This window comes from Pseudomonas alvandae, from assembly GCF_019141525.1.
In the GTDB taxonomy this organism is placed as follows: Bacteria; Pseudomonadota; Gammaproteobacteria; order Pseudomonadales; family Pseudomonadaceae; genus Aquipseudomonas; species Aquipseudomonas alvandae.
Window position 1 is genome coordinate 2,260,696 of record NZ_CP077080.1, and the last position, 11,849, is coordinate 2,272,544.

Here is an 11,849-nt window from a genome sequence, read left to right on the forward strand (position 1 = left end):
TGGCGATCTGTCAGGCGCTGCCCACTACCGAGGCCTGCGCCGTGCGCAGTGCATGCCGATTGCCCTTGAACAGCACCAGGGTCGCAATCAATCCCAGCACCGCCGCGCCGCTGAGCCAGATTCCCGGTGCCGCCTTGTTGTCGAGCACATGGATCAGGTAGGTGCAGGCCGCCGGGGTAAAACCGCCGAAGGTGGCGGTGGCCAGGCTATAGGCCAGGGAAAAACCGGTGGTGCGCACTTCGACCGGCATGATTTCCGTCAAGGCGACCACCATGGCCCCGTTGTACGATCCATACAGGAAGGACAGCCACAACTCGACGATCAGCAAATGGCTGAAACTCGGGTTTGCCACCAGCCAGGACAGCGCCGGGTACGCGGTCAGGATCGCCAGGATCGTCGCACCGAGCAGCAGGGGTTTGCGGCCGATCTTGTCGGAAAACGCCCCCATCACTGGCAGCCAGAAGAAATTCGACAAGCCGATGCACACCGTGACCAGCAAGGCATCCAAATCCGACAGATTCAACTCGGCCTTGCCAAACGTCGGCGTGTAGGCCGTGATGAGGTAGAACGACACTGTGGTCATGACCACAAGCGCCATGCCGGCCAGGACGATACCGAAGTTCTGACCGATGGAACGGGTGATTTCCGACAGGGTAGGGCGATGTTTTCTTGCCTGGAATTCAGGCGTTTCCTCCAGCGAGCGGCGAATCATGAAGATGACCGGCACGATCAGGCAACCGATGAGGAACGGCACGCGCCAGCCCCATTCGCCCATCTCCTGTGGGTTCAGCCAGTGATTGAGGCCAACACCCAGCAGGCCGGCGAACACCACCGCAGCCTGTTGGCTGGCGGACTGCCAACTGACGAAGAAACCCTTGCGCCCCGGCGTGGAAATTTCCGCGAGGTACACCGATACGCCGCCCAGTTCCACGCCAGCGGAAAAACCTTGCAGCAATCGACCCAGCAACACCAGCAACGGTGCCGCCACGCCCAATGTGGCGTAGCCCGGCACGCAGGCAATCAGCACCGTGCCAGCGGCCATCATTGCCAAGGTGATGATCAAGCCTTTGCGACGGCCATGGCGGTCGATGTAGGCGCCGAGAAAAATAGCCCCCAGGGGACGCATCAGGAACCCCGCGCCGAATGTGGCCAGGGACAGCATCAGCGACGCGAAGGCGCTGTCGGTCGGGAAGAATGTCTTGGCGATGGCCGTGGCGTAGAAGCCGTAGACCATGAAGTCGAACATCTCCAGGAAGTTGCCGCTGACGACGCGGAAAATTGCCTTGCCGTTGCTCGTGTTGGAAGACATGGGTAGGTACTCACTCTGGCAAATCTTGTATGAAAACGCAGCAGCCCCTGTGGGAGCGAGCTTGCTCGCGATAGCGGTGTGTCAGGCAATGCATCGCTCGATGAACCCCCCGCCTTCGCGAGCAAGCTCGCTCCCACAGGGCTTTTTGCATGCGCTGTAGCCCATAATGGCCGGCGCGGTTTTGAGGGGAGATGAAGATTTGTTAACTGGACGTTGGATAGGGCTTGTGATGCTGGCGGGCGTGTTATCCGCCTGTGGCAACGGCGATACCCTGGAGCGCTTCGACGGCCCGACCATGGGCAGCCGCTATTCCATCCAGTACGTCAGGCATATCGCCACGCCCGGTCCGAAAACGGTGCAGGACGAAGTGGAACAGATCCTCGCCGAAGTGGATCGGCAGTTGTCCACCTATCGCAGCGACTCGGACATCGAGCGTTTCAACGCGTTGCCTGCCGACAGCTGCCAGGCGATGACCGGCCCGGTTCTCGAGTTGATCCGTGCGGGCGAGCAACTTTCCTCGCAAAGCGACGGTGCCTTCGATTTGACGGTTGAGCCATTATTGAACCTGTGGGGATTCGGTCCGCAATCCCGGGAAGAACAGGTGCCAAGCGCCGAGGCCCTGGCCGAGGCTCGCCAGCGCGTGGGTCATGGGCATCTGCGAATTGAGGGTGACCGGCTGTGCAAGGACGCCGCCGTGGAAGTCGATTTCAACAGCATCGCGGCCGGTTACGCCGTCGACCGCATCGCCGCCAGGCTCCAGGCTTTGGGCATCGACAGCTATCTGGCCGAGGCCACCGGTGAACTCAAGGCCGTCGGGCACAAGCCGGATGGCTCGCCCTGGCGCATCGCCCTGGAAGAACCACGGGACGATCGGCAAGTGGCCGAGCGCGTCATCGAGATCAATGGCTACGGGGTTTCAACGTCGGGCGATTACCGGAAATATTTCGAGCAGGGCGGCAAGCGTTATTCCCACACCTTCGATGCGCGCACCGGCGCACCGGTCCTACACAACCTGGCGTCAGTCACGGTAATTCATCCTTCAGCGATGATGGCCGATGGACTATCGACGCTGTTGCTGATTCTCGGTCCTGAACAGGCTTGGGACTATGCCCAGAAGCACGGCATCGGGGTATTTTTCGTATTGCGGGATGGGGAGCGTTTCGTCAGCCGCACCAACGACATCTTTGAACGGATGACCCGTGGAAAAACCAATGACCACTGAAGTGGGATTACCGTGGCGAGGGAGCTTGCTCCCGCTTGAGTGCGAAGCGCTCACAAAAGGGGGCCGCTGCGCAGCCCAGCGGGAGCAAGCTCCCTCGCCACGATGATCTGGGCAAATCTTAAGTGAACGCTGACAGCGTTTTGAAAGCCTACCTGTGGCGAAATAGCGCAGGCAAAACTAGCCTACGACGCGACCAAGGGGTAATGTGCGCGGCGTTGACGCTTCTATAGACTGTGGCCGGGCTCGTGAACCGGCCCTAAATTGTTCCTTCATGCCGCCGGCCGGCATGATTTAGCCGTCGGTGCCAAGCGTGGCATCGCGGCCTGTTCTGAGGAGTACGCATGGCTGTCTACAACTACGACGTGGTAGTACTGGGTTCCGGCCCTGCTGGGGAAGGCGCGGCAATGAACGCGGCCAAGGCAGGGCGCAAAGTGGCGATGGTCGACAGCCGTCGGCAGGTTGGCGGCAACTGCACCCACTTGGGTACCATCCCGTCCAAGGCCTTGCGTCACTCGGTCCGGCAGATCATGCAGTTCAACACCAACCCGATGTTCCGGGCCATCGGCGAGCCGCGCTGGTTCTCCTTCCCTGACGTGCTCAAGAGCGCCGAGAAGGTGATCTCCAAGCAAGTGGCCTCGCGTACCGGCTACTACGCCCGCAACCGCGTGGATGTATTTTTCGGCACCGGCAGCTTCGCCGACGAGCAGACCGTCGAAGTGGTCTGCGGCAATGGCGTGGTCGAGAAGCTGGTGGCCAAGCACATCATCATCGCCACCGGTTCACGCCCGTATCGCCCGGCCGATATCGATTTCAACCATGCGCGTATCTACGATAGCGACACCATCCTGAGCCTGGGTCACACTCCGCGTAAGCTCATCGTCTACGGTGCCGGCGTGATCGGTTGCGAATACGCCTCGATCTTCAGCGGCCTGGGCGTGCTGGTGGAACTGGTGGACAACCGCGGCCAGTTGCTGAGCTTCCTGGATTCGGAAATTTCCCAGGCCCTGAGCTATCACTTCAGCAACAACAACATCACCGTGCGCCACAACGAAGACTATGATCGCGTCGAAGGCGTCGACAACGGCGTGATCCTGCACCTCAAGTCCGGCAAGAAGATCAAGGCCGACGCCTTGCTCTGGTGCAACGGTCGTACCGGCAACACCGACACCCTGGGCCTGGAAAACATCGGCGTGAAGGTCAACAGCCGTGGCCAGATCGAAGTCGACGAGAACTACCGCACTTGCGTGCCGAACATCTACGGTGCCGGTGACGTGATCGGTTGGCCGAGCCTGGCCAGTGCCGCCCACGACCAGGGCCGTTCGGCCGCCGGCAGCATTGTCGACAACGGCAGCTGGCGCTTCGTCAACGACGTACCGACCGGCATCTACACCATTCCGGAAATCAGCTCGATCGGCAAGAACGAGCAGGAGCTGACCCAGGCCAAGGTGCCTTATGAAGTGGGCAAGGCCTTCTTCAAGAGCATGGCGCGGGCGCAGATCGCCGGTGAGCCGCAAGGCATGCTGAAGATCCTCTTCCATCGCGAGACGCTGGAAGTACTGGGCGTGCACTGCTTCGGCTATCAGGCTTCGGAGATCGTGCACATCGGCCAGGCGATCATGAACCAGCCGGGCGAACTGAACACGCTCAAATACTTCGTCAACACCACGTTCAACTACCCGACCATGGCCGAAGCCTATCGGGTCGCGGCGTACGACGGGCTCAACCGGCTTTTTTGAGCGGCTCCGGCCGGTGGCCTGAGCCGGCCGGGGAGACCGATTTCAGCAATTCTCGAGGGTGGCAGTGGCCAAACCGGGAAAGTCTGTAATCAGGCTGTCAGCGCCAAAATCGGCGAGCCTGCGCATGAGCGCGGGCTCGTTGACCGTCCACACCGATACATGCAGCCCCTGGCGCTGCGCCTTGATCAGGCGTTCCGGCGTGCACAGGGTCCAGTTCAACGCCAGAATCTCGCAGCCGTAGCTCTGGGCGACCTTCAACGGGTCGAGCCAGGCGTATTCGGCCACCAGTCCACGGGAAATGTCCGGGGTCAGGTCCAGGGCCGCCTTGAGCACTTCCCGGGAGCTGGAGGTGATGGTGATCCTGTCCAGCAGCCCGAAGCGTTGGGCCATTTCACGAATGCCCAGCACGGTCGCGGCGGCACGGGTGCGTGACGCGCTTTTCACCTCGAGCTGCCAGTGTTCGAAATCACATTTTTCGAACAGTTCTTCCAGTCGCGGAATCGGGCACGGCTTGATCCAGCCCGGGCCGCCCTTGCGCGCATCGTAGGTCACCAGTTCGGCGGCGGTGTGTTCGACCACCTTGCCCCGGCGATCCGTGGTGCGCTTGAGGGTCGGGTCGTGGATTACCATCAACTCGCCGTCCATGGACAAGTGCAAGTCCAGCTCGCAACGGCGCACGCCGTGCTTGAGGCATTCCTGGAAACCGGTGAGGGTGTTTTCCGGTGCTTCGCCCTTGGCGCCGCGGTGGCCATAGATGAGGGTCACGGTTCTTCCTTATTGATGCCAGATTCGTTCAGTTCCCGGGCCAGGCGCCGTTCTTGCGCCTGTTTTTGCAGGATGTAGCGGGCCAACAATTGACGCTGGGCGTCGGTCGGGTGTTCAAACTCGGTGCCGACGTCGTAGCCGCCACCCTTCGGATCGCAATGGGTGACCCGCGCCCGCAACAACAAGCCGAGGGCCTGGGGCATCAACACCAGCTTGACCGACAGGTGCGCCCCGACGGCGATGGGGGTGGGGTATTGGAAGTCGATACCGCCTTCGGAAATGATCACCGGCTGGGGTTCGCCGATTTCACCAAGCACGGTTACGGCGATGACCTGGCTGAGCAGGTCGATGCGTTTGTTCATCGCCTTGAGGTACGCCGCGATGCTGCGCTCGCGCTCGCTGATCTGGCGCAACAGGTGCTGTGACTCGAATTCGCTCAGGTGCAGTTCGCTGAGCAGATTGAACAATGGGGACTCATCCTGCAACACTTCCTGGCTGGCAGCTTCAGGAATGGACAGGGGCCGAATTTCCAGTGCGATCGTGTCCTCGATACGGTAGTATTCGCGGCGATCTTCTTCATCTAATGTCGACATGGCGAACCCATGGTAGCGGCGGTGGTCTGAGTGTAAAGCTGGTTTGTGACCCCCGCCACAAGGACGTTCCTTTTCCCTCCGAACAAGCCCCGACATGTTCAGACCTCTCTTCGTATTCATCGGCACGCGTTATACCCGTGCAAAGCGTCGCAATCATTTCGTATCGTTCATTTCCCTGACCTCTATCATCGGATTGGCCCTTGGCGTGGTCGTGATGATTGTCGTGCTGTCGGTGATGAACGGCTTCGACCATGAGATGCGCACCCGCGTGCTGGGCATGGTGCCCCACGCGACCCTCGAAACCGGCGAAGCCATCAGCGATTGGCCGAGCCTGGCTGCCAAGGTCAAGCAGAACCCGCAGGTGCTGGCCGTCGCGCCGTTCACCCAGATGCAAGGGCTGCTGACCAATGACGGCAAGGTCTCCAAGGTCTTGCTCAACGGCATCGACCCGGCGCTGGAACGGCAAGTGTCGATCATCGACAACTTCATGAAGCAGGGCAAACTCGACGACTTGGCGCCGGGCGATTTCGGCATCGTGATTGGCGACAAGGCCGCGGCCAAGCTCGGCGTGGCCATCGGCGACAAGCTGACCTTCGTCGCGCCGGAAGTCACCGTCACGCCGGGCGGCATGTTCCCGCGCATGAAGCGCTTTACCGTGGTCGGCATTTTCCACGTGGGTGCTGGTGAGCTGGACGGCTACCTCGGCGTGACCAATCTCCAGGATCTCGCCCGCCTGCACCGCTGGAAACCGGACCAGGTCCAAGGCCTGCGGTTGAAATTCGATGACCTGTTCCAGGCGCCGCGCGTTGCCTGGAACATCGCCCAGCAGCTTGGCGAAGACCGTTACTATGCCCGCGACTGGACGCGCACCCACGGCAACCTGTACCAGGCGATCCGCATGGAAAAAGCCATGATCGGCCTGCTGCTGTTGCTGATCGTCGCCGTGGCGGCGTTCAACATCATCTCCACGCTGGTGATGGTGGTGAACGACAAGAAGGGCGACATCGCGATCCTGCGCACCCTCGGCGCCACGCCGGGACAGATCATGCGCATCTTCATGGTCCAGGGCACCGTTATCGGTGTCATCGGTACGTTCGTCGGGGCCCTGGTCGGGATGTTCGCCGCGCTGAACGTCAGCGCCGCGATTGCCGGTCTCGAAACCCTGATCGGGCACAAGTTTCTCAACGCCGACGTGTACTTCATCGACTACCTGCCATCGCAGTTGCAGGCCGACGATGTGTTGATGGTCTGCGGCGCCGCGTTGGTCCTGAGTTTCCTCGCCACCCTGTATCCAGCCTGGCGTGCCGCACGCACCCAGCCTGCGGAGGCGTTACGTTATGAGTGAGTCGGGCATGAGTGAACAAGCAATCTTGAGCTGCCGCAACCTGGGCAAATCCTACGAGGAAGGACCGGAGTCGGTGGTAGTGTTGTCGGGCCTGCAACTGGAGCTGCACCCGGGCGAGCGCGTGGCGATTGTCGGCACCTCCGGGTCGGGCAAAAGTACCTTGCTGAACCTGCTCGGTGGCCTGGATACGCCCACCGCCGGCAGTGTCTGGCTGGCCGGCGAAGAACTCTCGGCGTTGAACGAGAAGGCCCGCGGCCTGCTGCGTAACCGCTCCCTGGGTTTCGTCTACCAGTTCCACCATTTGCTGCCTGAATTCACCGCCCTGGAAAACGTCTGCATGCCGCTGCTGATCGGCCGCACGGCGATTCCCGAGGCGCGTCAGCGCGCCACGGCATTGCTGGAGCGGGTTGGGTTGGGGCATCGCCTGGAGCACAAGCCGGCCGAGCTGTCCGGTGGCGAGCGCCAGCGCGTGGCGATTGCCCGGGCGCTGGTCAACAAGCCCGGCCTGGTGATGCTCGACGAGCCAACCGGCAACCTCGATTCCCATACCGCCCAGGGTATCCAGGACTTGATGCTGGAGCTCAGCACCTCGATGCGCACAGCGTTCCTGGTGGTGACCCACGATATGAACCTGGCCCGCCAGATGGACCGCGTCCTGCATTTGCAGGAAGGTTGCCTGACGCCCATCTGACCGACCGAAACCCGGTGCCTGATGCAGGCGCCGGGTCTTTTATTTTCATACGGTGCCCAGCGAATGTTCAGACCGTTATCGATTTTCATCGGCACGCGCTATACCCGCGCCAAGCGCCGCAATCGCTTTGTTTCGTTTATTTCCATGACGTCGATGATCGGCCTCGCCCTTGGCGTATTGGCGATGATCGTGGTGTTGTCGGTGATGAACGGCTTCCAGCGTGAAATGAGTTCGCGGATCCTTGGCATGGTCCCCCACGCCACTATCGTCGGCGTGAACCCGATCGACGATTGGCAGCCGGTAGCTGCCGCCGCGCTGAAGAATCCCGAAGTCACCGCTGCCGTTCCGTTCACGGAAATGGAAGGCATGCTCAGCCATAAGGGGTCGATGCAGCCGATCCAGATCAGTGGTGTCGATCCGGCGCAGGAAGGCAAGGTGTCCATCGTCGCCCAGCATATCGTCCAGGGGCGCCTCGACGCCCTTAAGCCGGGTGAATATGGCGTGGTGATCGGCGAGATCACGGCCCGGCGTTTCCGCCTGAATGTCGGTGACAAGCTCACCTTGATCGTGCCGGAAGTCAGTACCGCACCGGGGGGCATCACGCCACGGATGCAGCGCCTGAACGTGGTCGGTGTGTTCAAGGTCGGCGCCGAGCTGGACGGCTCCATGGCGCTGATCCACCTGGCTGACGCCGCGCAGATGCAGCATTGGCAGCCGAACCAGGTGCAAAGTGTGCGGCTGGCGGTGAAAGATTTGTACGCGGCGCCGAAGGTCTCCGGCGACATCGCCACCGGTCTCGGCGCGAACTACAAGGCCGACGACTGGACCCACACCCAGGGCAGCCTGTTCAGCGCCATGAAAATGGAAAAGACCATGATCGGCTTGCTGCTGCTGATGATCGTCGCGGTGGCGGCGTTCAACATCATCGCCACGCTGATCATGGTGGTGAACGACAAGGGCGCGGACATCGCCATCCTGCGCACCATCGGCGCCACGCCGCGGCAGATCATGGCGATCTTCATGGTCCAGGGCACGGTGATCGGCATCGTCGGAACGTTGATCGGTGGCGTGCTGGGGGTGATTGCGGCGTTGAATGTCAGTGAGCTGGTGGGCTGGCTGGAACGGGTCAGTGGGCAGCACATCTTCAGTTCCGACGTGTATTTCGTCAGCAACCTGCCTTCGGAGTTGCAGCGTGGCGACGTAGTGCTGATCTGCTCTGCCGGGTTCATCCTCAGCTTCCTCGCCACCGTGTATCCGGCATGGCGCGCGGCGAAGATCGAACCGGCGCAGGCGTTGCGGTATTCCTGATAATCCAGGAACGACTGCGCGATCCTTGTGGCGAGGGGATTTATCCCCGCTGGGGTGCGAAGCGCCCCTAATCCTTCGGCCACCGCAGTGTGTCAGGCCTGATGAAGGGGGCCGCTTCGCAGCCCAACGGGGATAAATCCCCTCGCCACAGATTTGTTCGCCTCACTTGTTTTTGGGCAGTTCAATCACGAACCGCGTCCAGCCCTCGGCCGATTCGCATCTGATATCTCCTCCATGGGCGCGGATGATCGAGCGGGTGATGGCCAGCCCAAGTCCTGCATGTTCGCTGCTGCTGCCTTCCTGGCGGGACGGGTCGGCGCGATAAAAACGGTCGAACAGGCGTGGTAGCAAATCCGCTGGAACGCCTTCGCCGTTGTTCTCCACGCACACGCTCACTCCTTGACCCACATCGACAATCCGCACGCGCACTTCGCCGCCACTGGGGGTGAAGCGCAGGGCATTGTCCAATAGGTTGGAAAGGGCCCTGCGCAGCATGTTGCGGTCACCCTCGATCAGGCTCTCGCCGTCGCGACCCAGGCGTACATTGAAGTCCTCGGCCAGGGGCGCGAAGAAGTCCAGCAAGATGTCCACTTCCTCGGCCAATTGCAGCGGTTCGCGATGGAGCGCCAGCAGGCCATGATCAGCCTTGGCCAGGTACAGCATGTCGTTGATCAGTTGCGCCATCCACTGCAGTTCTTCGAGATTGCCGTGCAATGCCTCGCGATAGTCTTCCAGCGAACGCTCGCGGGTGAGGGTGACCTGGGTGTGGGTCAGCAGGTTGGACAGCGGCGTGCGCAGTTCATGGGCGATGTCGGCGGAGAACGCAGAGAGGCGTTGAAACGCATCGTCCAGGCGACCGAGCATGTCGTTGATGCTGCGGGCCAATTCCGCCAGTTCGACGGGCATATGCTCTTCCGGCAGCCGGGCATTGAGGGAGCGGGCCGAAACGCTGCTGGCGATCGCACCCATGCGTCGCAAGGGGCGCAGGCCACGCCGGGCCGCCCAGGCACCGAGCAGGGCGGTGGCCAGTGCCGAGAGGCCGACGGTTAGCCAGATCAGCCGCTGCATGCGTTGCAGGAAGTGTTGGTGATGGGTGATGTTCAGCAACAAGGTCAGTTGGGGTGAGTCGGTGCGATCGGGGTACAGCAGCGCGTTCAGCACCCGATAGTCATTGTCTGCATCGCGAAGCGTGGACAGGCCGGGGCGTTCCGGTAGTTCGGGCGGCGCCGGGATCGGGCTGCCATGCCACTGGGTGCCGTTGCTGTCCTTGATGCGCAAGGTCAGGTCCGCCTGGCGGCTCAACTCATCGTCCAGGCGCATCCGGGGATCATGTCCGTGGGTGTCTTGCACGGCGCGCCGTACGCCGATCAGTTGGGTTTCGAGCAGTTGTCGGTCCAGCTCCACGAAGTGCGCCTCGCTGCCGCGGCTGAACAACACGCCCGCGAATAGCGACACGACGGCGGTGCAGGCGGCGAAGAGCAGCGCTAGCCGATTGCTCAGTGACCACCGGCTCACAGGCTGCGCTCTTCAAGGACATAGCCCATGCCGCGCACGGTGTGGATCAGCTTGTTGGGAAACTCGTCGTCGACCTTGAGCCGCAAGCGGCGGATCGCCACCTCGATGACGTTGGTGTCACTGTCGAAATTCATGTCCCAGACTTGCGAGGCAATCAGCGACTTTGGCAATACTTCGCCCTGACGCCGCAGCAGCATCTCCAGCAAGGCGAACTCCTTTGCGGTCAAATCGATGCGCCGGCCGCTGCGCTCAACGCGACGCCGAATCAGGTCCAGGCGCAGGTCCGCCAGTTGCAGGCTGGTTTCCTGGGGCGTCGAGCTGCCACGGCGCAACAGGCTGCGCACCCGGGCCAGCAGTTCGGAAAAGGCAAAGGGCTTGACCAGGTAATCATCGGCGCCCAGTTCCAGGCCATGCACGCGATCCTGTACCGCATCGCGCGCGGTCAGGAACAGCACTGGCGTGTCCAGGCCGGCCCCGCGCACGGCTTGCAGGATCTGCCAGCCATCACGACCGGGCAGCATCACGTCGAGTATCAGCAGCGCGTATTCATCGCTCAGGGCCAATTGCTGGCCGGTGATGCCGTCGGCCACCAGGTCGGCGTTGAAGCCGGCTTCGCTCAAGCCTTGGCGCAGGTATTGGCCGGTTTTCAGTTGGTCTTCGACAATCAGCAGTTTCATGGGCGGCTCGAGGCGGTGTTTGTACCAGGGCGTTATACCGTGGCGCATGGGCGGGCGGGCCAACCTGACAAACTTGTAATGCAAATGTCAGTCAACTGGCAGTCGCGCCTGCTTAGAGTCTTCGGCAAGTTGAACCCTCTCTTGCTGGAGTATGAACATGTTGATGATAAATCGCTTGGTCCTGGCCGCCTCTGTGCTGGCGTTGAGTGTGTCGTCCTGGGCGTCGCCGGGCCACTTTGATTTTGGCCAACCCGCGCCGGCAGCCAAGGCCAGTCGCAGTATCGAAGTGGTGATGGGCGACATGTCATTCAATCCCAAGACGCTGGACATCAAGGCCGGCGAGACGGTGCGGTTTGTATTGGTCAACAAAGGGCAGTTGTTGCATGAGTTCAACCTGGGCGATGCGGCGATGCACGCGGAGCACCAGCAGGAGATGCTCAAGATGCAACAAGAGGGCATGTTGTCTCCCACTGGGATGCAATCGGGCATGGACCATGCCGCCATGAGCCACGGGGATAAAGGCGGGATGAACCACGACGACCCCAACAGCGTACTTGTGCAGCCAGGCAAGACCGGCGAATTGACCTGGACGTTCAGCAAGGCCACTCGCCTGGAGTTCGCCTGCAATGTGCCCGGCCATTATCAAGCCGGGATGAAAGGCGACCTGACAGTCAGTCAGTAAGCGCTC

General features: G+C 61.6%; 11 protein-coding genes. 6 read left to right on the plus strand and 5 right to left on the minus strand.

Annotated features, from left to right (window positions below; genetic code table 11):
• Positions 1-10: 10 nt before the first annotated feature.
• Positions 11-1,309, minus strand: a complete 1,299-nt coding sequence (locus KSS97_RS10110; RefSeq protein WP_030139961.1) for an MFS transporter — start codon at positions 1,307-1,309, stop codon at positions 11-13.
• 229 nt (positions 1,310-1,538) lie between these two features.
• On the opposite strand from KSS97_RS10110, the gene KSS97_RS10115 reads away from it, so the two are divergent.
• A complete protein-coding gene (locus KSS97_RS10115) occupies positions 1,539-2,531 on the plus strand; it encodes an FAD:protein FMN transferase (protein ID WP_225936116.1) in 993 nt (330 codons plus the stop codon).
• A gap of 341 nt (positions 2,532-2,872) precedes the next feature.
• Complete coding sequence (sthA, locus tag KSS97_RS10120) at positions 2,873-4,267, plus strand: Si-specific NAD(P)(+) transhydrogenase (RefSeq protein WP_003183399.1); 1,395 nt, start codon at positions 2,873-2,875, stop codon at positions 4,265-4,267.
• Positions 4,268-4,309: 42 nt separating this feature from the next.
• On the opposite strand, the gene KSS97_RS10125 is transcribed toward sthA, so the two are convergent.
• Entirely contained in the window at positions 4,310-5,032 is a 723-nt protein-coding gene (locus tag KSS97_RS10125) for a glycerophosphodiester phosphodiesterase (protein WP_030139963.1), read from the minus strand.
• A complete protein-coding gene (locus KSS97_RS10130) occupies positions 5,029-5,625 on the minus strand; it encodes a PilZ domain-containing protein (protein ID WP_030139964.1) in 597 nt (198 codons plus the stop codon). The genes KSS97_RS10125 and KSS97_RS10130 overlap by 4 nt, the downstream gene beginning before the upstream one ends.
• 94 nt (positions 5,626-5,719) lie before the next feature.
• Between KSS97_RS10130 and KSS97_RS10135 the strand changes: the two genes are divergently transcribed.
• From KSS97_RS10135 to KSS97_RS10145, 3 genes are all read left to right on the plus strand, one after another.
• Complete coding sequence (locus tag KSS97_RS10135; protein WP_217861561.1) at positions 5,720-6,970, plus strand: lipoprotein-releasing ABC transporter permease subunit; 1,251 nt, start codon at positions 5,720-5,722, stop codon at positions 6,968-6,970.
• On the plus strand, positions 6,963-7,661 hold the full coding sequence (gene lolD, locus KSS97_RS10140) for a lipoprotein-releasing ABC transporter ATP-binding protein LolD (protein ID WP_437127700.1): 699 nt from the start codon (positions 6,963-6,965) through the stop codon (positions 7,659-7,661). Before KSS97_RS10135 ends, lolD begins: the two co-directional genes overlap by 8 nt.
• Before the next feature lie 63 nt (positions 7,662-7,724).
• Complete coding sequence (locus KSS97_RS10145) at positions 7,725-8,969, plus strand: lipoprotein-releasing ABC transporter permease subunit (protein WP_030139967.1); 1,245 nt, start codon at positions 7,725-7,727, stop codon at positions 8,967-8,969.
• A gap of 162 nt (positions 8,970-9,131) precedes the next feature.
• On the opposite strand, the gene KSS97_RS10150 is transcribed toward KSS97_RS10145, so the two are convergent.
• Together KSS97_RS10150 and KSS97_RS10155 are read right to left on the minus strand one after the other, a co-directional pair.
• A complete protein-coding gene (locus tag KSS97_RS10150; RefSeq protein ID WP_217861562.1) occupies positions 9,132-10,484 on the minus strand; it encodes a heavy metal sensor histidine kinase in 1,353 nt (450 codons plus the stop codon).
• The gene (locus KSS97_RS10155; protein ID WP_030139969.1) at positions 10,481-11,161 is read right to left on the minus strand and encodes a heavy metal response regulator transcription factor; all 681 of its coding nucleotides are present in this window, start codon (positions 11,159-11,161) and stop codon (positions 10,481-10,483) included. Before KSS97_RS10155 ends, KSS97_RS10150 begins: the two co-directional genes overlap by 4 nt.
• 157 nt (positions 11,162-11,318) lie before the next feature.
• On the opposite strand from KSS97_RS10155, the gene copI reads away from it, so the two are divergent.
• On the plus strand, positions 11,319-11,843 hold the full coding sequence (copI, locus tag KSS97_RS10160; protein ID WP_030139970.1) for a copper-resistant cuproprotein CopI: 525 nt from the start codon (positions 11,319-11,321) through the stop codon (positions 11,841-11,843).
• Positions 11,844-11,849 lie beyond the last annotated feature (6 nt).